The sequence below is a fragment of the Micrococcus sp. 2A genome, from assembly GCF_039519235.1.
GTDB lineage: Bacteria > Actinomycetota > Actinomycetes > Actinomycetales > Micrococcaceae > Micrococcus.
Map to the genome: position 1 here is coordinate 2,464,430 of NZ_CP154351.1, position 24,603 is coordinate 2,489,032.

Sequence of the window (24,603 nt, forward strand, 5' to 3'; positions counted from 1 at the left end):
TACTGCGCCCGGCGGCATGGAGAGCCGTCCGTCTGAGAGGATCCGAGCATGAGCACTGCCCCCGAGCGTACCGACCCGTCCGACGCCCCCATCCGCGTGGCCCTCGTGGACGATCAGGCCCTGATCCGCGGAGGGCTGGCCATGCTCGTGGACTCCCAGCCGGACCTCACGGTCGTGGCCGAGGCCGGCAGCGGGCGCGAGGCCGCTGGCTCGGTCGCCGTGGCGGGCGCCGACGTCGTGCTCATGGACGTGCGCATGCCGGAGATGGACGGCATCGAGGCCACGCGCGCCCTCCTGCGCCTCCCCCACGCGCCGCGCGTCGTCGTGCTGACCACCTTCGACCTCGACGAGTACGCGCTCGAAGCGATCGAGGCCGGCGCGAGCGGCTTCCTCCTCAAGGACGCCCCGCCCGAGCAGCTGCTCTCCGCGATCCGCACCGTGCACCGCGGCGACGCCGTGATCGCACCGTCCACCACACGCCGTCTGCTGCAGCACATGGCGCCCCGCCTGCGCACGGACCAGGCCCGCACCTCCGAGTGCGCCGCGGAGCAGACCGCCGTCGACTCGCTCACCCCGCGCGAGCGCGAGGTGCTCGTGCTCATGGCCCAGGGCTCGTCCAACCTGGAGATCGCCGCCCAGCTCGTGCTCTCCGAGGCCACGGTGAAGACCCACGTGGGCCGCGTGCTCGCCAAGCTCGGCGCGCGGGACCGCGTGCACGCGGTGCTCACGGCGCTCCGCGCGGGGCTCGTGCAGTACTGAGGCCGCCGCGTCGGACCGGCGCCGGCGCCCGGCCGAGCAGCCGCAGCGGACGGCCCTCACCGTTCATACCCGGGTATGACACCCACCCGAGGGGAAGTCATCCGGACGGCGGTCCCGCCCGCGCGCCGCGCCCCGGATGATGGAGTCACAGCGCCCCGATGGGCCTGTCTCGTACCCGGGGAGTGACCGCCATGACCACGATGCACACCGAGCCCCAGCCGACGGAACCGCACGAGTCGGCACCGACCAGCGCCGCGGCGCCCATCCGTCCCGCCAGCCCCGCCGGCCGCGGGAGCACCTCCACGGTCAGGGACGAGCGCGACGGCGACTGCCTCGTGTTCTTCGTCTGCCTCGTCACCGGCGCGCTGGCCATGCTCGGCCTCGCCCTGCTCACCGACCTCGAGGGCCTGCCGCGCCTCCTGCTCACCGGGGCCATCACCACGCTGGCCGGGGTGAGCGTCTCCGTGCTCTGCCGCACGGAGGACTGAGCCGCGCTCAGCCCGCCGTGGGCCGCAGCCCGCGCAGGTACACGTCGAGCAGCCAGTCGTTCTGCTCGGGGAAGCGGTCCAGCACGTCCGAGGTGAGCGGCCTCGTGAGCGTGAGCAGCCCCATGAAGTAGTGCCGGGCCGTCAGGTCCTCCCCCACGAGGCCCGCCTCGGCCGCCATCGCCACCGCCCGGTCGGCGAGGTCGAGGATCTCCTCCTCGGCCTCGTCGAAGAGGTCGTGCTGTGGGAGGTCGCGGGCCGTGACCGAGTCCAGCGCGGCCAGCATGGACGTCAGGTTCGCCTCGGCCAGCTCGCTCGCCAGCCGGCGCCACCGCTCCTCCGGGTCCCCCACGCCCGCGATGAAGCGGGTGAGGATGCGGCGGATGCGCACCACCACCTGCTCGAGGACGGCCGTGAGCAGGTCGCGCCGGGTGGGGAAGTGCCGGTACAGCGTCCCCACGCCGAGACCGGCCTCCTGCGCCACGGCGCGCAGGGACATCCCGGCGCCCTGCTCCTGGAGCAGGTGTGCGGCCGCGGCCAGCAGGTCCTGACGGTTGGCGCGGGCGTCGGCTCTCATGCCCCCATCCTCCCATCCTCCTCAGGTCAGGTGCCGGTCCACCCCCGGTATGACCCGAGGCGCGCCGCAGTCCATCCCGTGCTCCGATCCCGTGCGGGCGCTGCCCGCGGGAGGGTGGGCCCATGAGCACCGCAGCCGCCTCGCCCCGCGACCACACCTCCCCCACCGCCGGCCACGCCGTCGCGTCCTCCCCGCTCGCCACCGGTGCGCCCGGACCCGCCGCCACCACGACGACGGCGCACGCCGTCTCGGCGCGCGCCCTCACCCGCTCCTACGGGAAGGGCGACGCGCAGGTGCACGCCCTGCGGGGCGTGGACGTGGACTTCGAGACCGGCCGCTTCACCGCGATCATGGGCCCGTCCGGCTCGGGCAAGTCCACGCTCATGCACTGCCTCGCGGGCCTCGACACCCCGACCTCCGGGTCCGTGATGCTGGGCGGCACCGAGATCACGGGCCTGGACGACACAGCGCTGACCCGCCTGCGCCGGGACCGGGTCGGCTTCGTGTTCCAGTCCTTCAACCTCGTCCCCACCCTCACCGCGGAGCAGAACATCGTGCTGCCGCTCGAGCTGGCGTCGAAGAAGCCGGACCGCGCGTGGCTCGAGGAGATCACCGCGACGCTCGGCCTCACGGACCGCCTGAAGCACCGCCCGCACGAGCTCTCGGGCGGCCAGCAGCAGCGCGTCGCCGTCGCCCGCGCCCTGCTCACCCGCCCGGACGTGGTGTTCGGCGACGAGCCCACCGGCAACCTGGACACCGCCGCCTCCGCGGAGGTCATGGGCCTGCTGCGCCGCTCCACGCGGGAGATGGGCCAGACCATCATCATGGTCACGCATGACCCCGTGGCGGCCTCCGCCGCGGACCGCGTGGTGCTGCTCGCCGACGGCGTGCTGGCCGGCGAGCTGATCGGCCCCACGGTGGAGTCCGTCACCGAGGCCATGACGGCGCTGTCCACGGGTGCGGCGCAGGGCGCCTCGGCCTCCGTGCGGGGCGGGGTGCGCTGAGCATGTGGACCGTCGCCCTCTCCCAGCTGCGGACGCAGCCGCGCCGCTACATCTCCGTCATCCTGGCCATCCTCATCGGCACGATGTTCCTGGCCGCCTCCTTCCTCGTCTCCTCGAGCGGCCAGGCCACCCTGCGCACCACGCTCGGCAACACGTACGCCGCCGGCGACCTCGTGGTCATGCCGAAGGCCACCGACTCCTCCGCCGAGGATCCCACGGCCGCCTTCCCCGGCCTGGCCGGCACGGTGGGGCAGCCCGGCCCGCTCGGGCGGATCGAGGGCGTCGAGGAGGCCTACTCCACGCAGCTGACGTGGGCGACCGCGACCACGGGGGACGCGGACTTCGGCGCGATCGTCCAGCCGGTGCCCCGCGACTCCTCCCTGATCGCCGTCTCCCTCACGGAGGGCTCCTACCCCGCCCCCGCCGATCCGCGCGGCATCGCCCTGGACACCTCCACCGCCGAGCGGGAGGGCGTGGCCGTCGGCGACGTCGTGACCCTCTCCGGCGATCCGGTGGGCGGCACCATCGAGGCCACCGTGACCGGCCTGACCACGCCCTCCCCCGATCCCACCCTCTCCTCGGGCGGGCAGATCTGGGCGGGAGGGCCCACGGTGGCGGCCGTGCAGGAGCCGCAGGTCGGCGATGCCGGCGCCGTGGACGCCTACAGCCCCCACGTGCTGCTGCGCCTGACCGACGGCGCGGACCGGGACGCTGTCGCCTCGGCCGTCACCGGCGTCCTCACGGAGCGCGGCGTGTCCGCCGAGGTCCGCACCCCGGACGACGCCGCACGCGCCACCCTGGCCGACGCCAGCGGCGGCACGGACGTCTTCGGCTGGATCCTCGGCGGCTTCGCCGCCCTGGCCCTGCTGGTCACGGCCCTCGTCATCGCCAACACCTTCCAGGTGCTCGTCGCCCAGCGCACGCGTGACCTCGCGCTGCTGCGCACCCTCGGCTCCACGGCGGGGCAGGTCCGCACCTCCGTGCTCGTGGAGGCGCTCGTGGTGGGCCTGATCGGCTCCGTGCTCGGCGTCGTCCTCGCCGTCGCCGCGACCGCGGGCCTCGTGGCCGCCGTCCGCGCGATGTTCGAGATGAACACCCTCACCTTCGCCGCCGATCCGGTGACCCTGCTGGTCACCGTCCTGGTCGGCGTCCTCGTGACGCTCGCCGCCGCGATCGCCCCGGCCCTCGCCGCCACCCGTGTCTCCCCGCTGCAGGCCCTGCGGCCCGCGGAGGAGGTCCGCGCGGCCTCCCGCGGCGGCGTGGTGCGCACCGTGATCGGCACCGTGCTGGCCGTGGGCGGCACCGCCCTCATGCTGTTCGGTGCGTTCGCCCCCGAGCCGCTGTCCGCGATCGGCGGCGGAGCGCTCTCCTTCCTCGGCGTGCTCCTGCTGGCCTCGCTGTTCGTGCCGGCCGCCGTGCACGGCGCGTCCGTGCTGGCCCGCCCGGCCGGCGTGCCCGGCCGCCTCGCGGGCCTGAACGCCACGCGGCACCGCTCGCGCACCGCGGCCACGGCCGCCGCCCTCCTGGTGGGCACCACCCTCGTGGCACTCTTCCTGACGGGCGGGCGCACCGCGCAGGACACGACCAACCTGGCCCTGGACGCCGCCTACCCCGTGGACCTCGTCGTCTCGGTGCCCGCCGGCGCGGACGCCGCAGCCGCCGCCGAGCGCGTGCGCGGGGTGGACGACGTCGGCGCCGTGGCCCTGGCCGTGCCGGTCGGGACCACGGAGAACGGCTCCACCGTGCTCGCCGCGCCGAGCGCCGCCCTGCGTGGCGCCGTCGCCGACCTGCCCCCGGACGAGGAGGCGCGCCTCGGCCAGCCGGGCACCGTGTTCGTCCCCGAGTGGGTGGAGGGCGACGTCCCGGCCACCGTGGCCGGCGCCGAGCGGACCCTCGCCCCCGTGCGCGGCGGCTCGCTCGGCTCGGGCGTGTACGTCGCCGAGGAGACCGCGCGCGCCGCCGGGTGGGACGGGGCGCCCGTGGCCTTCGACGGCGGGGTCACCGTGCCCAGCCAGCTACTCGTGGCCCTGTCGGGCAACGTGCCCGTGAACGAGCTGCAGGCCCTCGCCGACGACGTCACCGAGGCGGCCGGCTCCGGCGCCGTCATCATGGACGGCGGCGCCCCGACGCGCGCCGTGTACGCCCAGATCATCGACGCGATGCTGTGGATCGTGGTGGCGCTGCTGGCCGTGTCCGTGCTGATCGCGCTGGTCGGCGTGGCCAACACGCTGAGCCTCTCCGTGATCGAGCGGACGCGCGAGAACGCGCTGCTGCGGGCCCTGGGCCTGACGCGGGGCGGGCTGCGCGGGATGATCGCGATCGAGTCCGTGCTGATCGCCGGAGTGGCCGCCCTGCTGGGCTGCGCGCTCGGCGTGTTCTACGGATGGGCCGGCTCCCAGCTCATCCTGGGCGACCTGCTCGCGAACTCGGACGGATCCTCCGTGGTGCGTCCCACCGTTCCGTGGCTCGAGCTGGCCCTCATCGTGCTGGTGGCCGCCCTCGCCGGACTGGTGGCGGCGCTGCTGCCCGCTCGTCGGGCGGCGAACCTGAGCCCCGTGGAGGGCCTGGCGGCCGTGTGATGCGGGCCCGGCCGCCGGGCGCTCCGGGCCCGGCGGCCGGGTGGCCCGCGAGAGACGCCCGGGGCTCCCCGGCGGCGCGCCGCCGACTGCAGACAGGCTCGGCGCCGCCGTCTAGCGTGGGCCCCATGAGCGAGACCTCCGTCACGAACCTCTCCGCCACCCCCGATCAGCCCGCCGTCACCGTCGGCTCCCCCGTGTGGATCGACTACACCGCCGTCGACTTCCCCGCACAGCGCGCCTTCTACGAGGCGCTGTTCGGCTGGACCTTCGAGGACCAGGGCGAGGAGTACGGCCACTACATGATGATCCGCAAGGACGACGCCACCGTGGGCGGCGCGATGGACGCGGCCGACCTGCCGCCCGCACCCGAGGGCATGCCGCCGGCCGTGTGGACGGTGTACCTCAAGACCGAGGACATCGACCGGACGATGGAGCTCGTGGCCGAGCACGGCGGGACCGTGGTCAATGAGCCGATGGACGTGGGCCCGCTCGGCCGCATGGCGATCGTGGAGAGCGCCGGCGGCGAGGCACTGGGCTTCTGGGAGCCGGGCGAGTTCCCCGGCCACGACCTGCCGCTGACCCCCGGCACCTCCGTGTGGTTCGAGGTGATGTCCACGGACGTCGCCGCGGACGCCGCGTTCTACCGGAACGTGGCCGGCTGGGACGTGGTCCCGATGCGCGGGGACGCCCCGGACGGCGACGGCGCGGCGGGCGACGTCGACCCCGGTGCCGCCGGCGAGGGCCCCGCGTACGCCACGAACTTCGCCGACGAGGACTCCACCGCTGGCCTGTGCGACGCGACCCAGTGGCTGCCCGAGGGCACCCCGAGCTACTGGCGCCCCTACTTCCAGGTCACGGACATGGAGGAGGCCGTGCGCGTCGTGGCGGAGCACGGCGGCCGCGTCGTGGACGGGCCGATGGACTCGCCGTTCGGCGTCGTCGCCTCGGTGCTGGACCCGGCCGGCGCGACGTTCCAGCTGAACCAGCCGCCGCGCGGATGAGGGCGGCGCTGCCCGCCGCTCCTCCACGACGCACCCACTCCAGCCCCTCGTGGTGACCCGCCGCGTCGGCGGCACGCGCGCGGCGTCGGATCTCCCCCGCGCGGGGGAGGTGCCCCCGCCGCACCCGTCGCTAGGGTGGGGCGCATGCCCGCCACCCCTGCCGTCGACGTCGTCCCGAGCCCCCCGGACGTGGCCGTCGGCGGCGCCACCGCCGGCGGCGGGCGCCCCCTCGTGCGCGCGCTGTCCCCCCGCTGGCGGCGCGCAGACGCGATCCTCGCCGCGGTGCTCGTGGTGGCCGGCGTCGAGCTGGCCTACCTCTCCGACTTCCTGGGCTCGATGCCGTGGAGGCAGGACGTCGGCTGGGTCGCCCTCGGCGCCGTCGCCCTGGCCCTCCCCCTCGCGTGGCGCCGGCGCTTCCCGGTGGCCGTCGCCGCGGTCGTCTCGCTGACGTACTTCGCGGTCTCCACGTGGGTGGGCGTCGAGCTCTACGCCTCGCAGGTGGTGCTGTTCCTCGCCTTCTACACGGTGGGGGCGTGGTGCCCGGACCGGCGGCGCGCGTTCTGGGCACGCACCGGGATCGCGGCGGTCATGGCCGTGTGGCTCGCGTGGGTCATGGTGGACGGCTTCAGCGACCCCGAGGTCGGCGAGCGCGGCGTCAACGCGTACTTCGCCATGGCCGGCATCCAGACCCTCGTCAACCTCGCCTACTTCGGCGCGGCGTGGCTCTTCGGGGACCGCGCGTGGCGCCAGGCGCTCGCCCGCCAGGACCTCGAGGCCGCCCATGCGGAGATCCGCGCCCAGCAGGAGCGGCTCGCCGAGCAGGCCGTGTCCCTCGAGCGGCTGCGGATCGCCCGCGAGCTGCACGACGTCGTCGCACACCACGTCACCGCCATGGGCGTGCAGGCCGGCGCGGCACGGCTCACCCTGGCCGCGGACCCCGACGCCGCCGCGCGCCACCTGCACGGCGTCGAGTCCTCCGCCCGCGAGGCGGTCGCCGAGCTCAAGACCATGGTCCACACCCTGCGCGACGACGCCGGCGCACACTCCGCCCTCCCCACCCTCGAGGACCTCGAGGGCCTCGTGGAGGAGGCACGGTCGGCGGGCCAGGACGTGCGCCTCACGCGGATCGGCCCCCCGCCCTCGCTCACCCCGCCCGCCGAGCTCGCCCTGTACCGGGTGGCGCAGGAGGGCCTCACCAACGCGCGCAAGCACGCGGGGCCGCGCGCCGCCGTCGAGGTGCGGCTGCGCACAGAGCCGGACCGCGTGGAGCTCGAGGTCAGCGACGACGGACGGGGCGCCCGCTCGGCCGGCCTCGCCTCCGGTGCCGGGCTGGGCCTGGTGGGCATGCAGGAGCGCGTCGCGTCGGTGGGCGGCGCGGTGCAGGCCGGACCGAAGGACTCCGGCGGATGGCTCGTGCGGGCCGAGGTGCCCGCCGTGATCGAGGAGGAGACCCCATGACCCTGCGCGTCCTGCTGGTGGACGACCAGCCCCTGATCCGCGTGGGCTTCACCGCGATCCTGCGCTCCCAGCCCGACCTGGAGGTGGTGGGCGAGGCCGGGGACGGGGAGGACGCGCTTCGCCTGGCCGCCGAGACGGACCCCGACGTGGTCTGCATGGACGTGCAGATGCCGCGGCTGGACGGCGTGGAGGCCACGCGTCGGCTGGTGGCGGGCGGCACGCGGGCCGCCGTGCTCATCCTCACGACCTTCGACACGGACGAGGCGCTCTTCGCCGCCCTGACGGCCGGGGCCGCGGGCTTCCTGCTGAAGTCGGCCGGGCCGGAGGAGCTGATCGAGGCCGTGCGCGTGCTCGGCCGCGGCGACGCCCTGCTGGACCCCCAGGTCACGCGCCGGGTGCTGCAGCGCATGACCGCCGGGGCCGGGGCGGCGCCGCCCCCGGCGGACGCGGCTCCCGCGGACGCGGCTCCCGCGGCCCCGGCACCCGCGGACCCGGCACCCGCGGACCCCCTGCCCGCCGGGCCTGCGCGCGGCGTCGGGTCCGGAGCCGGGGCTGGGGACGGCGTCGGGCTGACGGCCCGGGAGGCCGAGGTGCTGCGCGCGATGGCCCGCGGGCTCTCCAACGGGGAGATCGCGCGCGAGCTGTTCGTGGGGGAGGCGACCGTGAAGACCCACGTGTCCAACGTGCTCCTGAAGACCGGCGCCCGGGACCGCGTGCACGCGGTGATCTGGGCGTTCCAGCGCGGGATGGCGGGCTGACGGGCGCGCCCCCCGACGCCTCCCCCGATGCGGACGGGCGGCTCCCGTCCGGCGGCCCCCTCCCCCGCCCGGGGGAGAGGCGTCCCCGGCCGAAGTTCACCCCGGCGGCGGAGGCGCCGGCCGGCGTCGTCTCCCTAGCCTGATGCCATGATCAGCGTGACAGGCGTGAACAAGTCCTTCGGCGCGGCCCACGTGCTCAAGGACCTCTCCTTCGACATCCGCCCGGGCCTCATGACGGGATTCGTCGGCGGCAACGGCGCGGGCAAGACCACCACCATGCGCATCCTGCTCGGCGTGCTCACGCCGGACTCGGGGAGCATCGACGTGGACGGCGCGCCCATCACCGCGGACTACCGTGCGGGCATCGGCTACATGCCGGAGGAGCGTGGGCTGTACCCCAAGATGGCGGTGCTGGACCAGCTCGTCTACCTGGGGCGGCTGCACGGGATGGGCGGGGCGGCGGCGAAGGCCCGCGGGCTGGAGATGCTCGAGCGGCTCAGCCTCGCCGAGCGCGCCGGGAGCCGGCTGGAGGAGCTCTCCCTCGGCAACCAGCAGCGCGCCCAGATCGCGGCGGCGCTCGTGCACGAGCCCGTGGCCCTCGTGCTCGACGAGCCGTTCTCCGGCCTCGACCCGAACGCCGTCGCCACCACCCTGCAGGTGCTGCGCGAGACCGCGGACACCGGCGTGCCGGTGCTGTTCTCCTCCCACCAGCTCGACGTGGTGGAGCGCCTGTGCGACGAGCTGGTGATCCTGGCGGACGGCCGCGTCCGCGCCGCCGGCACCCGCGCACAGCTGCTCGCCGCCCACGCCGAGCCCGAATGGGAGCTCGTCGCCGACACCGACACCGGCTGGGTGCGCGGGATGCAGGGGGTGGAGGTCCTCGCCTTCGACGGCGGCCGCGCCCGCTTCCGCGCCGTCGACGAGGCCGCCGCGCAGTCCGTCCTCGGCGAGGCCGTCACCCGGGGCGGCGTCCGCCGCTTCGGCCCCGTCCCCCGCACCCTGCACGAGATCTTCACGGAGGTCACCCGATGAGCACCGCCCACCCCGCACCGATGCCGGCCACGGGCCCGTCGCACCAGGTCGCCGGAGTCACCCCGACGCCCGCGCCGCGGCTCCGCCGATCCCGCCGCACCCCGTTCTGGGCCGCCGTCGGCACCGTGGCCGCCCGCGAGATGCGGGTCAAGGCCGCTTCCAAGGCGTTCGTGATCACGACGCTCATCGTGATCGCGGCGGCGCTGGCCGCGACCCTGCTCGCCCCGCGACTGGGCGAGCTGCTCGCCGGCGACGCGACGCGCGTGGCCGCCGTCGAGCAGACCGCCCCGGCGGTGGGCGCCCTCGGCGAGGGCTACGAGACGCGGACCGTGGGCGACGTGGCCGCGGCGCGGGCCGCGGTGGAGAGCGGGGAGGTGAGCGCCGCCGTCGTGCCGGACCCGCAGAGCCCGTCCGGACTGGGCGTGCTGGCGATGACCGACGTGCCCACCGACCTGGTGCAGGCGCTGTCCACCAGCCCGTCGGTGGCGCTGCTGGACCCGACCGCGCCGAGCCCGATGCTGCGCTCCCTCATCGCCCTGGGCTTCGGGCTGGTGTTCTTCATGGCCGCGGTGACGTTCGGCCAGCAGATCGCGGTGTCCGTGATCGAGGAGAAGCAGTCGCGGATCGTGGAGATCCTCCTGGCCGCCGTGCCCGCGCGCGCCATGATGGCCGGCAAGGTGCTGGGCAACGCGGCGATGGCGATCCTGCAGGTCGCGCTCGTGGCCGGGGCCCTGCTGCTGGGGATGCAGATCAACGGCGACGTGCTGCCGCTGGACGGCCTGGGCGTGCCGATCCTGTGGTTCGTGGTGCTGTTCAGCATCGGCTTCGTGATGCTCGCGGCGCTGTACGCGGCGGCGGCGTCCATGGTGTCGCGGCAGGAGGACATCGGCTCCACGTCCATGCCCGTGATGCTGATGATCATGCTCCCGTACGTCGGGGTGATCATGTTCAACGACAACCCGGACGCGCTGCGGATCATGAGCTGGATCCCGTTCTCGGCGCCGGTGGCCGTGCCGCTGCGGATCTTCCTGGGGCAGGGGCAGAGGTGGGAGCACGTGCTCTCGCTCGGGATCCTCGTGGCGGCGACCGCCCTGGCCATCTGGCTCGCGGCAGCGATCTACGAGAGGTCCATCCTGCGGACCGGCAAGGCGCTGACGTGGCGGAAGGCGCTGCGGGGCTGACGCGCGGGGTGAGGTCGCCGCGCACCACGACGTCGTCCGGAGCGGTCAGGCGCGAGGCGCGGAGCGCGGGGCGCCGCCTCGGGCTCAGCCGTGGATGCCGTACTCCTTGAGCATCCTCTTGGCCTCCTTGGTGCCGGCCTGCTGCAGCTGGAGCAGCTGGGCGTAGATGCCTCCGCTGCGCGAGAGCTCCGCGGGCGTCCCGATCTCCTCCACGCGACCGGCGCGCAGCGTGACGATCCGGTCCACGGAGGCGATCGTGCTCAGGCGGTGCGCCACGATCAGGCTCGTCCGGCCCACCATGAGCTCCTCGAGCGCGGCCTGCACGAGGCGCTCGGAACGGGTGTCGAGGGCGGACGTGGCCTCGTCCAGTACCAGGATCGGCGCGTCCTTGAGCACCGCCCGCGCCACCGCGATGCGCTGCTTCTGCCCGCCGGAGAGCCGCAGGCCGCGCTCGCCGATGATCTGCTCGTAGCCGTGGTCGAAGCCCTCCACGAACGAGTCCGCGTACGCCGCCTTCGCCGCGGCGCGCACCCGCTCGTCGGTGGCGTCCGGGTCGGCGTAGGCGATGTTCTCCCGCACGGTCCCGGAGAACAGGAACGGCTCCTGGAACACGGTGGCGATCGAGCCGCGCACCGCGGCCAGGTCCAGCCCCGCGACGTCGTTCCCGAACACCTCGATCCGCCCGTCTCCCACGGGATAGAGCCCCATGAGCAGGTTCGTGATCGTGGACTTGCCGCCGCCGGACTCCCCCACGAATGCGATCTTCTCGCCCACGCCCGCCTCGAAGGTGACGCGGTCGAGCACGGGGCGGGCGGCGTCGTCGTCGTAGGCGAACGTCACGTCCGTGAAGCGGACGGCGGGGACGTCCGCGGGAAGCGGCACTGTCTCGCCCTCGACGACGTCGGCGCGCGCCTCCGCCGGCCCGTTCGGGACAGCACGCACCTCCCCCGCCTCGAGCGCCCGTCCGCCCGCGCGCTCCCGCTCCTCCTCGAGCACGGCGAAGTAGTCCTTCGACCCGGCCACGGCGCGCTGCGCGGAGTCCACGAGGTAGCTCATGGAGAAGATCGGCTGGCGGGCCATGTTCATCAGCTGCAGGAGGATCACCATGTCCCCCACCGAGAACAGCCCCTGCGCCGTCCGCACGAACACGATGAGGTACATCAGCCCGAAGACCACGTTCATGGCGAGCCGGCGCCACGCGTCCATGCCGTGCCAGAACCGGGACTGCGTGCGGGTGAGCCCCACGGTCTTGGTGAACCGCTCGCGGAACCCGGCGAGCTCGTGCTCCTGCCGGTTGTAGGCGCGCACCACGGCCATCTGGGAGACCACCTCGGCGAAGCGTCCCGAGGCGACGTCCACCTCGGTGTTCTTCTCCCCCTCCCACACCTGCCACTTCGTCGAGGTCTTGGCGGTGAGCCACATGTACACGGGGAACACCACGGCCAGCAGGACCGCGAGGGGCCACCAGTAGAACCCCGTGATCACCAGGACCGCGGCGGTGGTGATGAGCATGGTGAACGCGTTGTTCGCGAAGAACTGCAGGAACTGGGTGAGCTCCGTGATGGAGCGGTTCAGCCGGTTGGTGATGCGGCCGGTGAGCGCGGTGTCGAAGTACCGCTGCGGCAGGTGCAGCAGGTGCTCGAAGTACCGCGTGGAGAGGACGGTTCGCATGCGCGCGGCCATCACGTCTCCCCAGTAGCCGCCCACGCTCACCACCGCGGTGGTGGCCACCTCGACGGCGAGGAACGCGACCGCCAGCCAGGTCACCGCGGTGACGGCCTCGGCCACACCGGTCCGCCCGGCCACGGCGTCCACGATCCGGTCCGTGGCCGCGCCGATGAGGAACGGGGTGGCGAGGCTGAGCAGCGCGGCCAGCACGGAGCTGACGGCGATGCCGAGGTAGAGCGGGTTCAGCTGGGGCGCGAAGCGCAGGATGCGCAGCAGGGAGGTCACCGGGCCAGGCTAGTGGCCGGGGCGGGCATCGGCGCGGGCCGGTCGGCCCGCGCCGACGTCAGAACGGGGGCGTGGCGGCGACGGCGGCCAGCACGGGGTGCAGCAGCGGGGCCACGCCGTGCCCGCCCGGTGCGGCCGGGGCGGCGGGGTCCATCCAGTGCAGCTCGACGATCTCGTCCGTCGGCTCGGGGACCTCGTGCCGGGCGACGGGCCGCCACAGCGCGAACACCTCCGAGTGCAGGGCGGCACCGGGCTCGTTGGCGGCGGCGGTGTCCCACGCGCCCAGGCGGGTCAGCTCGTCCGGGCGCAGGCACAGCCCGGTCTCCTCGGCCACCTCGCGGACGGCGGTGACCACGGGGGCCTCGCCGGGCAGGTGCTTGCCACCGGGGAACATGAACATGGCGGTGCCAGCCTTGCGGACGGTCAGCACGCGACGGTCCGGGCGGGCCAGCACGACGGCGGAGACGCGGATGACCTCCACGGCCGCGACGGTCGGCGTGCGGGCGGAGTCGGAGGGGGAAGGACTCATGCCCCCATCATCCTCCCCGGGCGGCTCAGAGGAGCGTGAGCCCCACCTTCACGGCGATTCCCAGCATGAGCACGCCCACCACGGCGTCCACGATCCGCCACGTCCGCGCCGAGTCCATGGACGGGGCGAGCTTCGTGCCGCCCCAGCCGAGCGCGGTGAACCAGACCAGCGAGGCCGCCACCGCGCCGCCCACGTACGTCCACTTCGCCGCCCCGAACGTCTGCGCGAAGGTGCCCATCATGACCACGGTGTCGAGGATGGCGTGCGGGTTCACCAGGGAGACGGACAGCGCCAGCAGGATGATCCGCGGCAGCGGCGTCTGCGGGCGGTCCAGCGCCACGCGGCGCGGCTGCACGCGCTGCCGCACCGCCACCGAACCGCCGCCCGAGGGGGCGCCGAAGCCGGGCGCGGCGTCGTCGTGACGCCCGACGCCGGCCCCGGCCGGCTCGCGATCGGCCAGGCGGCCGGTGGCCGGGTCGATCAGCGGCAGCTCGCCGGTGAGGACCGCGAGGTCGATGCGGTCGGGGCCGTGCCCGGTCCCCTCGACGTCCGCGGCCACGGTGGTGAGGGTCCGGTCCCCGCGCCAGGCGGAGCGCAGCGCGCCCGCGGCGAAACCGAGGAGGTAGACCACGCCGGCCACGGTCAGCGCGGGCACGAGCCACGGCCAGCGTTCGGCCACCACGCCCACGCCGCCGGCGCCGAGCACGAGCAGCGCCACATCGGCCACGAAGCACACGGTCAAGACGGTCCACACGCGGTCGCGTCGGACGATCTGGCGCAGCAGGAACAGGGTCTGCGCGCCGATGGCGACGATGAGGGCGAGGTAGGTCAGGAATCCGGTGGCGAAGATGGTCACCGAGCGAGGATAGGAGCCGTCCCACGTCCGGGCCATCGCGATCTTCTTCAAGATCTGAAGACATCCTTCATGACCACCCCTACCCTGGACCGCATGAACTCCGACCACCTGCGCGCCCTCGTCGCGGCCGTCGACCACGGCACCTTCGACGCCGCCGCGGACACCCTGCGGATCTCCGGCTCGGCCTTCTCGCAGCGGATCAAGGCCCTGGAGCGGCAGGTGGGCCAGGTGCTCCTGGCCCGCACCGTCCCCGTCCGGCCGACCGCGGCCGGAGAGCGCCTGCTCCGTCTCGCCCGGCAGGCCCTCGCGCTCGAGGACGAGGCGCTCGCCGCGCTCGGCCACGGCGACGGAGGCCGCGTGCCGCTGCGCGTGGCCCTCAACGCGGACTCACTCGACACGTGGTGGGAGCCCGTGCTGCGCGAGGCGGCGACGTGGGACGACGTCGTCCTGCAGATGCAGTCCGAGGACCAGGAGCACACCGCCGTCCTGCTGCGGGACGGCGCGGTGGTGGCCGCGGTGACGGACGACCCCACGCCCGTGGCGGGGTGCACCTCCACCCCGCTGGGCACGATGCGCTATCACGCGGTGTGCGCGTCCTTCCTGCTGGAGCTGCACCGCGACGCGCGAGGCCGGGTCGACTTCGGCACACTGCCGATCGTGGACTACGGCCCCCGCGACGGCCTGCAGCACACGGTGCTGCGCCGCGTCACCCGCGGCCGGCCCGTGGCCGACCCGCCGACCCACCTCGTGCCCTCCGTGCACTCCTATCTGCGGGCGGTGGAGCTCGGGCTGGGCTGGGGCATGCTCCCCTCGGTGCAGATCCCGCCGGGCGTGCTCGAGGGCCGGCACCCCGATCTCGAGCCGATCCCGGCCCTCGGCGCGGTCGACGTGCACCTGCACTGGCAGCGCTGGACGGCCGGGACCGCAGCCCTGGACCGGCTCACCGACGCGGTGCTTCGCGCCGCGCCCTCGGCGGGGGACACGGCGGACTGAGGGGCGGAGTCGAGACCCGCCCGGACGCACCGCGACCCCCGCCTCAGGGGCGGGGGTCGCAGTCGCGGGCCGCTCGGGGCGGCCGGGGTCGGGTCAGCGGGCGTCGCCGGTGCCCGGGCGGCGGGTGTCCGCGCCCTCGGCACGCACGTCGCCGGCGCGGTCGTCCACGCGGTGCACGTCATGGTCGCGGTGCGCGCCGCCCACGTGGTGGTCGCGGCGCACGGGCTCGGCGTGCACCTCACGCTTGCGGCGGCCGGCCAGGCCCGCCAGGCCCAGCAGGCCGGCCAGGCCCCACAGGCCCCAGTTGCCGTTGTCGTCCTTCTCCTCCTCCTGGGGGGCGGGCGACTGCGAGGCCGGGGCCGTGGTGGCGGTCTCGGTGGCCGGGGCCGTGGTCTGCGCGACGGCGGCGGGGGCGCCGAGGCCGGCGACGACGGCGGCGCCGAGGGTCAGGGCGGTAGCGGTGCGGCGGATGTCAGTCATGTTCGTGCTCCTCTCACCGGCGGCCTGCGCCGACCGGCGTCGGGGTGGATCGGCCGGAAGTCCCAGACGACCCTGTCGGTCATACACAAGCACCGTACGCACAGGGGGGTGGGGGTCCGTCCACGGTTGCCGACCCGGGGTCAGGGCCGGCCAGCCCGGGCGGAACCGCGGCAGGAGCCCGCAGCCCCCGGCCCGGCGCGCCCCGGGACGCAGGGCACGACGACGTCGAAGCGCGTCCACCCGCCCTCGGACGCCACGGTCACGTCCCCGCCATGGCTGCGCGCGATCGAGCGCACGATGGCCAGACCCAGACCCGTGGACGGCTCCGTGCCCGGGGTGTCCGTCCGGCCCTTCCCGGGGCCGCGGACGAAGCGGTGGAAGAGGGTGGCGTGTCGGTCGGCCGGGATGCCGCCGCCGTCGTCGTGGACGCTGACGAGCATGAAGCCGGGCCGGGGCCGGTCCTGCCGCACGGAGGCCGTGACGGTGGTCCCGACGGGGGTGTGCTTGGCCGCGTTGGAGAGCAGGTTGCCGACCACGCGGGCCAGCTGAGACCGGTCGCCGGTGACGGACCGCTGGGCGCCCGGCTCCGCCCCCTCGGGCAGGTCCACCACCCACGTGTAGTCCGGCCACGCAGCGCGGGCGTCCATCACGCCCTCGAGGACCACCTCGGACAGGTCCACCTGTTCGGCCAGCGCCACCTCCCCGGAGGGCTCCAGGCCCATGGCCCGGCCGCGCGAGACGGACTCGAGCCGTTCGAGCAGGAGCATGTCGTCCACGAGGGCCGCCATCCGGTCGGCCTGGAACAGCACCCGGCCGAGCGACCGTCGGCCGGTCGCGGAGAGCTCCTCCGTCATCGCGATCATCTCGGCGTAGCCGCGCACCGAGGCGAGCGGCGTGCGCAGCTCGTGGGAGGCGTCCGCCATGAACCGGCGCATCTGCTGCTCCTGCACGCGGCGCTGCTCCAGGGCCGCCTCGACCGAGCCGGTGAACCGGTCGAGCGCCTGGGCGACGACGGCCACCTCGTCCGGCCCCTGCAGGAGCCGAGGCGGCATGCGTGAGTCCTCCGGGTCGAGCCCGGCGCGGGCCATGTCCACCTGGGCGACCCGCTCGGCGACGGCGGCGACCTCGCTGAGCGGGGCCAGGCCCCGACGCAGCCACAGGTTCACCAGGATCGCGGTGGTGAGGACGGTGACGGACAGTCCGACGGCGACCGCGACCAGCGCCTGGCGCGCGATGTCGGACATGGCGCCCGTCGGCGCCCCCACCACGAGCACCTGGTCTGCGGCCACCCGGGGGCCCGGCGCGGTCAGGGTCTGGGCCTGGACGCGATAGGAGACGTCGCCGACGACGGCGTCCAGCATCGGCCCGCCCGGCCGGTCCCGGACGGCGTGCAGGAGGTCGTGGGCCTCCCGCGCCGTGAGCGGCACGGACTGCCCGGCGTCACCGACCCGGTGCCCGGTGAGGGTGTCCTGCTGATGCGCCTCCAGACCGGAGAGCGGGACGAGCGCGACCACCGTGCCCTCGGGCTGGCCGAGGGTGCCCGGCGCGCGGAGGTACCCCTCCCCGGGGCCGGCGTCGCCCCCTCCGCCCGGCGAGGGGGCCGTCAGCTGCTCCGAGGCGCGGATCCATGCTTCGGAGGCGTCCCGGGAGGCGGATTCGGCCAGCAGGGCCTTCGTGATGCCGGCCGCGAAGAACGAGTAGGCCAGGATGGTGGCCACCAGGATCAGAAGGACGCCGGCGCCGATGCGTCGGGCCAGCGATGTGGGCCGCGTGCGGCGGGTGCTGCCGCGCCCCGACGGGACCGCGGCGGTCTCAGGCAGGCCGGATGACATACCCGGCGCCGCGGATGGTGTGGATCATCGGATCCCGGTCCGCGTCGATCTTCTTCCGCAGGTAGGAGATGTACAGCTCGACGATGTTCGCGCGGCCGCCGAAGTCGTAACCCCAGACGTCCTGCAGGATGCGCTCCTTGGAGAGCACCGTGCGGACGTTGGCCATGAGGAACTTCAGCAGGTTGTACTGCGTGGCCGTCAGTTCGATCTCCTCGCCGCCGCGGGTCACCTCGTGGGTGCGGGTGTTCATCACCAGGTCGCCGACCGCGAGCACCTCGGAGCCGCCCGAGACCACGCCGGAACGCTGCACGAGCCGGTGCGCGCGGATGAGCACCTCCTCCATGGAGAAGGGCTTGGTCACGTAGTCGTCGCCGCCGGCGGCCAGGCCCGCCACGCGGTCCTCCGTCGCGTCCTTGGCGGTGAGGAACATGGCGGGCATCTCCGACCAGTGGGCGCGCAGGCGCTCCAGGACGTCCAGGCCGTCCATGTCCGGCAGCATGACGTCCAGGATCGCCAGGTCCGGCCGGCCGGCGGCGCCCAGCTCGACGGCGGTCGCGCCGTCGTGGGCCACGATCACCTCCCAGCCGCACAGGGTGAAGCCCATGGAGAGCAGGTCGGCGATCATCGGCTCGTCGTCCACGACGAGCACCCGCACCGGCGCTCCGTCCGGGTGCGAGAGCTCGGGCAGGACCTTCTTCAGCTCTGCCATGGATGACGAGCCGGTGGTGCTCTGGATGGGGCTCACAAGGTTCCTCTACGTTCGGGAGACGGTTCACGGTGCCCACGCGGACGTCGCGGGCTGCGGGGACGAGCGCCTCACGACGGAGGGGCGACGCCGTTCCGGGGGATGGCGGACGGGCGGCGACCGAGGGTCGGGGGGATGCGCGGGTCCCCCTCGAAGGAGCCCCATGCTACGCGGATCAGCTGGCTCGGCCGACAGTCTTCTCAGAAAGCGGACACCAGCGTGACTCATCACAGCCCTGACACATCTGGCGGTGCCACCGGGGCCGCCCTGCGCTGAGGCCGCGGCGCGTGGCGCGCGTCAGTCGACCGGCTTCATGGCCCAGTGCGTGGCCAGGGTGCCGAACATGCGGGTCTCGTGGCCGATGTTCACGAAGCCGGCCCCGGCGAAGAGGTCCGCGACCTCGTCTGGCGTGTGGAACGCCTTCGTCGAGGAGGACAGGTACGCGTAGGCCTCGGGCCGGTCGGCGATCAGCTTCGCGAGCTGCGGCATCACCCGGTGGATGTAGAAGGAGGAGAACGGCTTGAGCACGTTGTCCGGCGCCGGCGACGTCTCGAGGGCCGCGACCCAGCCGCCGGGGCGCAGCACGCGGAACTGCTCGGCGAGGGTCGCCGGGATGTCCGCGACGTTGCGCAGCAGGTAGCCGTGGGTCACGGCGTCGAACGAGTCGGCCTCGAACGGCAGGTCGGTCGCGTCCGCGACGACCCACTCGATGCGGTCCCCGCCCGCGCGGGCACGGCCGACCTCCATCATCTCGGCGGCGATGTCGGCGCCCACCACCTGCGCGTCGGGGTGCTGCTTGAGCACCTCGAACGCGAGGTCGCCGGTGCCGGTGGCCAGGTCGAGCACGCGGGCCTGCGCGGGGATGTTGGCCCGCGCCACCGTGTGGCGCACCAGACGCGGCTCCTGACCCCATGTCATGACAGCGTTCATCAGGTCGTAGCGGCTGGCGATGGCGTCGAACATCGCGGAGACCCGGTCGTGGTGGTCGGCGGCGCCGCGCTGGGCGTCGCCACGCGGGGCGGGGAGGGGGTTCTGGCTCACCAGGCCACCGTATCCCGCCCACCTCCCCCGACGACGCCCCTCACCGGGATTGCACAGCAGCGTTAGGTTGTCCTAACCTTCCGGAGTTACCTCACGTCGATGTTCGCTAATGCTGGCCCGGCAGGGCCGACGCATCCTCCGACCGCAGACCCGACCCCCTCCGCCCGGCGCCCGCGCGTCGCGACCGTGAAAGGCCACCACCATGGCATCGTCCCCCCTGTCCCGCCGCTCCCTCCTCGCCGGCGGGGGAGTCGGCCTCACCCTCCTGCTCGGCGCGTGCGCCACCGGCCCGGCGGGAGGCTCCGCCTCGTCCGCGTCGGCCGGTGCGTCGTCGTCGGACCCCGCGGGCGGGGACGCCGCGTTCCCGCGCAGCATCGAGCACGTCTACGGCACCACCGAGATCCCGCAGCGCCCGACCCGCGTGGCCACCGTGTCCTGGGTGAACCAGGACGTGGCCCTCGCCCTCGGGGTGGTGCCGGTGGGCATGGCCGCCGTGGAGTTCGGCGGGAACGCGGAGAAGTCCACCGACTGGTTCGACGCGAAGCTCGCCGAGACCGAGGGCGCCCAGAAGCCCGTGCAGTGGTCCGAGGCCTCCGGCATCGACGCCGAGGCGATCGCCGCCGTGAAGCCGGACGTCATCCTCGCCGTCTACTCCGGCATCACGCAGGAGGACTACGACCGCCTCTCAAAGATCGCCCCCACCGTGGCCTACCCGAAGGACGTCCCCGCCTACGGCACCTCGTGGCAGCAGTCCACGGAGGTCATCGGCCGCGTGCTCGGCAAGGAGCAGGAGGCGGAGGAGCTCATCGCGGACCTCGAGCAGCAGATCAAGGACGCCGGCGAGAAGCACGCGGACCTCCAGGGCGCCTCCTTCGTCTACGGCACCATCGACCCCGCCGCCGCGGACCAGATCAGCATCTACACGGACGTGGACAACCGCCCGAAGTTCCTCGAGCTGCTCGGCATGGAGCAGGCGCCGGTGGTGACGGAGAACTCCCCCAAGGACCAGGCGTTCTTCTTCACGTGGTCGCCCGAGCGCGCGGACGAGCTGGAGGCGGACGTCTTCGTCTCCTGGGCCGCCCAGGACTCGGTCCGCGAGGCCATCGAGTCCGACCCCCTGCTGGGCTCGATCCCCGCGGTGAAGGCCGGCGCCCTCGTCCTGCAGACGGACGAGCAGGAGGTCCTCTCCGTCTCCGCGATCTCCCCGCTGTCCATCCCGTTCGCGCTCGAGAAGGTCGTCCCGCCGATCGCCGAGGCCGCGAAGACCGCGCAGGGCTGATCCCACCCCATGCCGTCCACGGCCCTCTCCTCCCCGGCCCGCGCCCGCGCGGGCGTGCTGATGGGCGCCCTGCCCGCGGCGCTGCTGCTGGCGGCGCTCGTGGCCGGCGTCGCCCTCGGCGCGCGCACCGTGCCGGCGACGACGGCGCTCGACACCCTGGGCGCGGTCCTCACCGGGCACCCCGTGCCGGAGGGCATCGAGGCGGCGGCCGTGGCCTCCCGCGTGCCCCGCGTGGTGACGGGGGCGCTCGTGGGGGCGGCGCTGGCCGTGGCCGGCGCCGCCCTCCAGGGGGCCACCCGCAACCCGCTCGGCGACCCGGGGCTGCTCGGGCTCTCCGCCGGCGCGGGGCTGGCCGTGGCGGCGGGCATGGCGCTCGGCGTCGCCGGCTCCACGTTCGGGGTGCTGGCGCTGGCCGCCGTCGGGACGCTGGTCGCGGCGGCGCTCGGCTACGCGGTGGCCGCGGCCGCCACGCGGGGGGGCCGGACGCCCGGCGCCCCCTCCCCCATGGCGCTCGTGCTGGCCGGCGCCGCGCTCACCGCCGGCGCCACCGCCGGCACCACGGCGCTGCTCGTGCTCTCCCCCACGGTCCAGGACCGCCTGCGGTTCTGGGCCGTGGGCACGGTGGCCCGCGCCGACCTCGGCGAGGCGCTCGCCCTGGCGCCCGTGATCGCCGTCGGGCTGCTGGCCGCCGTCGTGGTGGCCCCCGGGCTCGACGCCCTCGCCCTCGGCGACGACCTCGCGCACGGCCTGGGCGGGCGCCCGGAGCGGGTGCGCGCGGTGCTGCTGGGCGCGGTCGTGCTGCTCACGGCCGCGGCGGTGGCGCTGGCCGGGCCGGTCGGGTTCGTGGGGCTGCTCGTGCCCCACGCGCTGCGCCGTCTGCGGCCGCCGAGCACGCGGGCCCTGATGGTCGGCTGCGCCCTGTGGGGCGCCGTCCTCGTGATCCTCGCGGACCTCGCCGGCCGGCTCGTGGTGGCGCCCGGGGAGATCCACCTCGGGGTGACCACCGTCCTGCTCGGCGTGCCCGTGCTGCTGGCGCTGCTGCGCCGCCCGGGGGTGGCCGCATGAGCCTCCAGCGCACCGCCTCGGACGACGTCGTCGCCCGCCTGCGCCGCTCCGACCGGCGCCGCCTCGGATGGGCCTGTGCGGGCCTCGCCGTGGCCGTGCTGGTCCTCGCCCTGCTGCGCGTGGTGTGGGGCACGTACCAGGTGACCGTCCCGGACCTCGTGCGGATCCTGGCCGGGGAGACGATCCCGGGAGCGAGCTTCATCGTGCTGGAGGAGAAGCTGCCCCGCGCCGTGGCCGCGGTGCTCACCGGCGCCGCCCTGGGCGCGGCCGGCGCGCTCTACCGGCGCACCCTGCGCAACCCCCTGGCCTCGCCGGACATCCTGGGCGTCACCCAGGGCGCCGCGGCGGCGGTCGTGCTGGGGATGCTGGCGACCGCCGGGCAGACCGGTGGCGGATCGGACCTGACGCGCGCCGCCACGGCACTGATCGGCGGCCTCGCGGCGGTGGTCGCCGTGTTCGCCACGGCCCGCTCGGTGGGTGGCGAACGGTTCGTGGTGGCCGGCATCGCGGTGGCGGCGGCGGGCCAGGCCGTGGTGGCCGGGGCCATGCTCTCGCTGGCCCAGCACGACCTGCAGTCGGCCACCGTCTGGATCGCCGGCTCGCTCAACGGGGTCACGTGGGGCCGCATCGCGCTGCTCGCGGGCGTGCTCGTGGCCGCCCTGCCGCTGGCGGGGGTGCTCCACGCGCGGCTGGCCCCCGCCGACGTCGGCCCGGACCTCGCGCACGCCCTCGGCGCCCGACCGCGCCCCACCTCGGCCGCGGCGCTGGGGCTCGGCGCGGTGCTGGCCGCCGTGGCGACCGCCGTCGTGGGGCCGCTGGCGTTCGTGGCGCTGCTGGCCACCCCGGTGGCGCGCGGGCTCACCCGCGGCCTGCCCTCCCTGCCCGCGGCGGCGCTCACGGGCGCCGCGCTCGTGCTGCTCGCGGACCTCGTGGCCGGCGAGGCCGTCCCCCTGCTCACCGGCGCCGCCCTGCCCACCGGTGTGCTCACCGGCGCCGCCGGCGCCCCGCTCATGCTCTGGCTGCTGCTGCGCCAGGGCCGGACCCCAGGAGGCGTGCGCCCCGCATGACCGCTCCCCCGCTCACCGTCCCGTCCCCCGCCGCACCGCGCGCCGGGGCCGCTAACGACGTCGCGATCCGCCTGCGCGGCCTGACGCTCGGCTACGGCCCGGCTTCGGCGCCGCCGATCGTCGAGGACCTCGACCTGGACGTGCCCGCCGGGCGCGTCACCGCGATCATCGGCGCCAACGGCTGCGGCAAGTCCACGCTGCTGCGCGGCCTGACCCGCCAGCTCGCCCCGCGCGCCGGGAGCATCGAGGTGCTCGGCCGGGACGCCGCCCGCGTGTCCGCGCGCGACTACGCCCGCACCGTGGCGCTGCTGCCCCAGCATCCCGTGGCGCCCGAGGGCATGACGGTGGCGCAGCTCGTGGCGCGCGGCCGTCACCCGCACCGCGGGCTCCTGGGCGGCCGGGCCGCCGGCGACGACGCCGCGATCGCCTCGGCGCTCGAGCGCACCGACCTCGTGGAGCTCGCCGAGCGCGAGGCCGGCACGCTCTCCGGCGGGCAGCGGCAGCGGGCGTGGCTCGCCCTCGTGCTCGCCCAGCAGACCCCGGTGGTGCTCCTCGACGAGCCCACGAGCTACCTCGACCTCAGCCATCAGGTGGAGGTGCTGGACCTGGTGCGCGCGCTCCCGGACCCGCGCGGCGGGGGCCGAGCGACCGTCGTCGCGGTGCTGCACGAGCTGAACCTGGCGGCGCGCAGTGCGGACCACATCGTGGCGATGGCCGCGGGCCGGGTGGTGGCGCAGGGCACGCCGGGCGAGGTGATCGTGCCGGAGGTGCTGGCCGAGGTGTTCGGCCTGGACGCGGACGTGGTGGCCGACCCGCTGCTGGGCCACCCCGTGGTGCTGCCGCGCGGGGACGGGGACCGCCGATGAGCGCCGACGGCATGATCGTGGCGCACACGCGCGTGGTGTCCGTGGAGCAGCCGTGCCGCGGGTTCCGGCGGATCGTGCTGGCGGGCCCGGACCTGGAGGCCGCCAGCGGGGACCTGCTGGGACTGCTGCCGCCCGGCGTCGCCGACCTGCACGCCCTGTACCGGGGCGCGCGGCCGCGCCGGGACGCCTATGTGAAGCTGCTGATCCCCCCGCCGGGCGGGACGTCGGCGGACCCGGACCTGTCCGCCGGGTTCCGCGCCGGGTTCCTGGCCATCCCGGAGGAGGGGCGCGGCTGGATGCGCACGTACACGGTGCGCTCGGCCGGGCTCGTGCGGCTCGACGGGCGGCAGGTGCCCTCGCTGACCGTGGACGTGGTGCTGCACGGCGACCCGGACGACTCCGCCGACCCGCATCAGGGGCCGGGCCTGCGCTGGGCGCGCGCCGTCCAGGCGGGGGACGCGGTGAACGTGCTGGTGCCCTCGGCGGAGGCGCCGGCGTGGTCCGGCTGGCGGCAGACGGGGGCGCACCGTGTGCTGGCCGTGGGCGACGAGACCGCCGTCCCCGCCCTGGTGTCCGTGGCGGAGGAGCTCGCGGACCCGTTCGGCGGGTTCGACGGCGAGGCGGACCTCGTGCTCGAGCTGCCCCATGACGGGCAGGCCGCCGACCTCATCGCCGAGCGCCTGGCCGTCCCCGAACCGTGGGACTGGCGGGCCGTGACGGAGCTGGCGGACCGGGGCCGCGTGCGCCTGCACGTGGGCCGCCGGGCGCCGGGGGCGCCGTCGGGGTCCTGGGCGCACGCCCGCCTCGCCGCCCTGCTGGGCGTGGACCCCGACGACGCCGGCGGGCCGGTCGCGCCGCCCGCGGCCTCCCCCGAGCGCGAGTGGACCGTCGCCGCCCTCGAGGCCGACGAACGGCCCGAGGCCTACGTGTTCCTCGCCGGGGAGTCCGCGATGGTGCGCGCCCTGCGCCGGCTCAGCGTGGGCCCCGGCGGCGTGCCGAAGAAGCACGTCTCCTTCATGGGCTACTGGCGGGAGGGCCAGGCGGAGAGCTGAATCCTTGCCGC

Annotated in this window: 23 protein-coding genes; 15 read left to right on the top strand and 8 right to left on the bottom strand. The window is 75.1% G+C overall.

Annotation, left to right across the window (positions count from 1 at the left end; genetic code table 11):
• Nucleotides 1–48: 48 nt before the first annotated feature.
• The gene (locus AAG742_RS11430) at nucleotides 49–759 is read left to right on the top strand and encodes a response regulator transcription factor (protein WP_298714293.1); all 711 of its coding nucleotides are present in this window, start codon (nucleotides 49–51) and stop codon (nucleotides 757–759) included.
• A 191-nt stretch (nucleotides 760–950) separates the two neighbouring features.
• Nucleotides 951–1,247 (top strand): hypothetical protein, encoded by a 297-nt coding sequence (locus tag AAG742_RS11435; RefSeq protein ID WP_298714296.1) that lies wholly within the window; start codon nucleotides 951–953, stop codon nucleotides 1,245–1,247.
• A gap of 7 nt (nucleotides 1,248–1,254) precedes the next feature.
• Here the strand turns inward: AAG742_RS11435 and AAG742_RS11440 are convergent, their stop codons facing one another.
• On the bottom strand, nucleotides 1,255–1,821 hold the full coding sequence (locus AAG742_RS11440; RefSeq protein ID WP_298714300.1) for a TetR/AcrR family transcriptional regulator: 567 nt from the start codon (nucleotides 1,819–1,821) through the stop codon (nucleotides 1,255–1,257).
• Between the two features lie 122 nt (nucleotides 1,822–1,943).
• Here AAG742_RS11440 and AAG742_RS11445 point away from each other — a divergent pair, with 122 nt between their 5' ends.
• The 7 genes from AAG742_RS11445 (at nucleotide 1,944) to AAG742_RS11475 (ending at nucleotide 10,834) form a co-directional block, all read left to right on the top strand.
• Nucleotides 1,944–2,825: an ABC transporter ATP-binding protein gene (locus AAG742_RS11445; protein WP_248115757.1), complete on the top strand. Its 882-nt coding sequence runs from the start codon at nucleotides 1,944–1,946 to the stop codon at nucleotides 2,823–2,825.
• Nucleotides 2,826–2,827: 2 nt separating this feature from the next.
• Nucleotides 2,828–5,404: an FtsX-like permease family protein gene (locus AAG742_RS11450; RefSeq protein ID WP_343282154.1), complete on the top strand. Its 2,577-nt coding sequence runs from the start codon at nucleotides 2,828–2,830 to the stop codon at nucleotides 5,402–5,404.
• A gap of 125 nt (nucleotides 5,405–5,529) precedes the next feature.
• Nucleotides 5,530–6,405, top strand: a complete 876-nt coding sequence (locus tag AAG742_RS11455) for a VOC family protein (RefSeq protein ID WP_298714306.1) — start codon at nucleotides 5,530–5,532, stop codon at nucleotides 6,403–6,405.
• A gap of 144 nt (nucleotides 6,406–6,549) precedes the next feature.
• On the top strand, nucleotides 6,550–7,863 hold the full coding sequence (locus AAG742_RS11460) for a sensor histidine kinase (RefSeq protein WP_298714308.1): 1,314 nt from the start codon (nucleotides 6,550–6,552) through the stop codon (nucleotides 7,861–7,863).
• A complete protein-coding gene (locus AAG742_RS11465; protein ID WP_298714311.1) occupies nucleotides 7,860–8,621 on the top strand; it encodes a response regulator transcription factor in 762 nt (253 codons plus the stop codon). The genes AAG742_RS11460 and AAG742_RS11465 overlap by 4 nt, the downstream gene beginning before the upstream one ends.
• 147 nt (nucleotides 8,622–8,768) lie before the next feature.
• Nucleotides 8,769–9,653, top strand: a complete 885-nt coding sequence (locus AAG742_RS11470) for an ATP-binding cassette domain-containing protein (RefSeq protein ID WP_298714314.1) — start codon at nucleotides 8,769–8,771, stop codon at nucleotides 9,651–9,653.
• Complete coding sequence (locus AAG742_RS11475) at nucleotides 9,650–10,834, top strand: ABC transporter permease (RefSeq protein ID WP_298714317.1); 1,185 nt, start codon at nucleotides 9,650–9,652, stop codon at nucleotides 10,832–10,834. The genes AAG742_RS11470 and AAG742_RS11475 overlap by 4 nt, the downstream gene beginning before the upstream one ends.
• A gap of 84 nt (nucleotides 10,835–10,918) precedes the next feature.
• Here the strand turns inward: AAG742_RS11475 and AAG742_RS11480 are convergent, their stop codons facing one another.
• Genes AAG742_RS11480 through AAG742_RS11490 form a run of 3 tightly spaced genes read right to left on the bottom strand, consistent with a single transcriptional unit; the run spans nucleotide 10,919 to nucleotide 14,172 of the window.
• A complete protein-coding gene (locus AAG742_RS11480; RefSeq protein ID WP_298714320.1) occupies nucleotides 10,919–12,787 on the bottom strand; it encodes an ABC transporter ATP-binding protein in 1,869 nt (622 codons plus the stop codon).
• A 58-nt stretch (nucleotides 12,788–12,845) separates the two neighbouring features.
• The gene (locus AAG742_RS11485; RefSeq protein ID WP_298714325.1) at nucleotides 12,846–13,316 is read right to left on the bottom strand and encodes an NUDIX domain-containing protein; all 471 of its coding nucleotides are present in this window, start codon (nucleotides 13,314–13,316) and stop codon (nucleotides 12,846–12,848) included.
• Between the two features lie 25 nt (nucleotides 13,317–13,341).
• Nucleotides 13,342–14,172: a LysE family transporter gene (locus AAG742_RS11490; RefSeq protein WP_343282155.1), complete on the bottom strand. Its 831-nt coding sequence runs from the start codon at nucleotides 14,170–14,172 to the stop codon at nucleotides 13,342–13,344.
• A 69-nt stretch (nucleotides 14,173–14,241) separates the two neighbouring features.
• Here AAG742_RS11490 and AAG742_RS11495 point away from each other — a divergent pair, with 69 nt between their 5' ends.
• Complete coding sequence (locus AAG742_RS11495) at nucleotides 14,242–15,165, top strand: ArgP/LysG family DNA-binding transcriptional regulator (protein WP_298714331.1); 924 nt, start codon at nucleotides 14,242–14,244, stop codon at nucleotides 15,163–15,165.
• A 93-nt stretch (nucleotides 15,166–15,258) separates the two neighbouring features.
• Here AAG742_RS11495 and AAG742_RS11500 read toward each other — a convergent pair whose 3' ends face one another.
• The 4 genes from AAG742_RS11500 to AAG742_RS11515 all read right to left on the bottom strand — a co-directional run bounded on the left by AAG742_RS11500 (nucleotide 15,259) and on the right by AAG742_RS11515 (nucleotide 19,263).
• Nucleotides 15,259–15,645, bottom strand: a complete 387-nt coding sequence (locus tag AAG742_RS11500; RefSeq protein ID WP_298714334.1) for a WGxxGxxG family protein — start codon at nucleotides 15,643–15,645, stop codon at nucleotides 15,259–15,261.
• A gap of 140 nt (nucleotides 15,646–15,785) precedes the next feature.
• A complete protein-coding gene (locus AAG742_RS11505; RefSeq protein WP_298714338.1) occupies nucleotides 15,786–17,477 on the bottom strand; it encodes a HAMP domain-containing sensor histidine kinase in 1,692 nt (563 codons plus the stop codon).
• The gene (locus tag AAG742_RS11510) at nucleotides 17,458–18,186 is read right to left on the bottom strand and encodes a response regulator transcription factor (protein WP_298714340.1); all 729 of its coding nucleotides are present in this window, start codon (nucleotides 18,184–18,186) and stop codon (nucleotides 17,458–17,460) included. Before AAG742_RS11510 ends, AAG742_RS11505 begins: the two co-directional genes overlap by 20 nt.
• A gap of 333 nt (nucleotides 18,187–18,519) precedes the next feature.
• Complete coding sequence (locus AAG742_RS11515; protein WP_298714343.1) at nucleotides 18,520–19,263, bottom strand: ubiquinone/menaquinone biosynthesis methyltransferase; 744 nt, start codon at nucleotides 19,261–19,263, stop codon at nucleotides 18,520–18,522.
• A 202-nt stretch (nucleotides 19,264–19,465) separates the two neighbouring features.
• On the opposite strand from AAG742_RS11515, the gene AAG742_RS11520 reads away from it, so the two are divergent.
• Genes AAG742_RS11520 through AAG742_RS11540 form a run of 5 tightly spaced genes read left to right on the top strand, consistent with a single transcriptional unit; the run spans nucleotide 19,466 to nucleotide 24,592 of the window.
• Nucleotides 19,466–20,542 carry an iron-siderophore ABC transporter substrate-binding protein gene (locus tag AAG742_RS11520; RefSeq protein WP_298714345.1) on the top strand — a complete coding sequence of 359 codons (1,077 nt, stop codon included), beginning with the start codon at nucleotides 19,466–19,468 and terminating at the stop codon, nucleotides 20,540–20,542.
• Nucleotides 20,543–20,551: 9 nt separating this feature from the next.
• Nucleotides 20,552–21,607, top strand: a complete 1,056-nt coding sequence (locus tag AAG742_RS11525; protein ID WP_298714348.1) for an iron chelate uptake ABC transporter family permease subunit — start codon at nucleotides 20,552–20,554, stop codon at nucleotides 21,605–21,607.
• On the top strand, nucleotides 21,604–22,674 hold the full coding sequence (locus AAG742_RS11530) for an iron chelate uptake ABC transporter family permease subunit (RefSeq protein WP_298714351.1): 1,071 nt from the start codon (nucleotides 21,604–21,606) through the stop codon (nucleotides 22,672–22,674). Before AAG742_RS11525 ends, AAG742_RS11530 begins: the two co-directional genes overlap by 4 nt.
• Nucleotides 22,671–23,540 carry an ABC transporter ATP-binding protein gene (locus AAG742_RS11535; protein WP_298714354.1) on the top strand — a complete coding sequence of 290 codons (870 nt, stop codon included), beginning with the start codon at nucleotides 22,671–22,673 and terminating at the stop codon, nucleotides 23,538–23,540. The genes AAG742_RS11530 and AAG742_RS11535 overlap by 4 nt, the downstream gene beginning before the upstream one ends.
• Nucleotides 23,537–24,592, top strand: coding sequence for a siderophore-interacting protein (locus AAG742_RS11540; RefSeq protein WP_298714357.1), 1,056 nt, complete (start codon nucleotides 23,537–23,539; stop codon nucleotides 24,590–24,592). Before AAG742_RS11535 ends, AAG742_RS11540 begins: the two co-directional genes overlap by 4 nt.
• Nucleotides 24,593–24,603: the final 11 nt, after the last annotated feature.

Coding starts and splice junctions, on each gene's coding strand:
- AAG742_RS11430 (WP_298714293.1), top strand. CDS start 49: ATGAGCACTGCCCCCGAGCGTACCGACCCGTCCGACGCCCCCATCCGC.
- AAG742_RS11435 (WP_298714296.1), top strand. CDS start 951: ATGACCACGATGCACACCGAGCCCCAGCCGACGGAACCGCACGAGTCG.
- AAG742_RS11440 (WP_298714300.1), bottom strand. CDS start 1,821: ATGAGAGCCGACGCCCGCGCCAACCGTCAGGACCTGCTGGCCGCGGCC.
- AAG742_RS11445 (WP_248115757.1), top strand. CDS start 1,944: ATGAGCACCGCAGCCGCCTCGCCCCGCGACCACACCTCCCCCACCGCC.
- AAG742_RS11450 (WP_343282154.1), top strand. CDS start 2,828: ATGTGGACCGTCGCCCTCTCCCAGCTGCGGACGCAGCCGCGCCGCTAC.
- AAG742_RS11455 (WP_298714306.1), top strand. CDS start 5,530: ATGAGCGAGACCTCCGTCACGAACCTCTCCGCCACCCCCGATCAGCCC.
- AAG742_RS11460 (WP_298714308.1), top strand. CDS start 6,550: ATGCCCGCCACCCCTGCCGTCGACGTCGTCCCGAGCCCCCCGGACGTG.
- AAG742_RS11465 (WP_298714311.1), top strand. CDS start 7,860: ATGACCCTGCGCGTCCTGCTGGTGGACGACCAGCCCCTGATCCGCGTG.
- AAG742_RS11470 (WP_298714314.1), top strand. CDS start 8,769: ATGATCAGCGTGACAGGCGTGAACAAGTCCTTCGGCGCGGCCCACGTG.
- AAG742_RS11475 (WP_298714317.1), top strand. CDS start 9,650: ATGAGCACCGCCCACCCCGCACCGATGCCGGCCACGGGCCCGTCGCAC.
- AAG742_RS11485 (WP_298714325.1), bottom strand. CDS start 13,316: ATGAGTCCTTCCCCCTCCGACTCCGCCCGCACGCCGACCGTCGCGGCC.
- AAG742_RS11495 (WP_298714331.1), top strand. CDS start 14,242: ATGACCACCCCTACCCTGGACCGCATGAACTCCGACCACCTGCGCGCC.
- AAG742_RS11500 (WP_298714334.1), bottom strand. CDS start 15,645: ATGACTGACATCCGCCGCACCGCTACCGCCCTGACCCTCGGCGCCGCC.
- AAG742_RS11505 (WP_298714338.1), bottom strand. CDS start 17,477: ATGTCATCCGGCCTGCCTGAGACCGCCGCGGTCCCGTCGGGGCGCGGC.
- AAG742_RS11510 (WP_298714340.1), bottom strand. CDS start 18,186: ATGGCAGAGCTGAAGAAGGTCCTGCCCGAGCTCTCGCACCCGGACGGA.
- AAG742_RS11520 (WP_298714345.1), top strand. CDS start 19,466: ATGGCATCGTCCCCCCTGTCCCGCCGCTCCCTCCTCGCCGGCGGGGGA.
- AAG742_RS11525 (WP_298714348.1), top strand. CDS start 20,552: ATGCCGTCCACGGCCCTCTCCTCCCCGGCCCGCGCCCGCGCGGGCGTG.
- AAG742_RS11530 (WP_298714351.1), top strand. CDS start 21,604: ATGAGCCTCCAGCGCACCGCCTCGGACGACGTCGTCGCCCGCCTGCGC.
- AAG742_RS11535 (WP_298714354.1), top strand. CDS start 22,671: ATGACCGCTCCCCCGCTCACCGTCCCGTCCCCCGCCGCACCGCGCGCC.
- AAG742_RS11540 (WP_298714357.1), top strand. CDS start 23,537: ATGAGCGCCGACGGCATGATCGTGGCGCACACGCGCGTGGTGTCCGTG.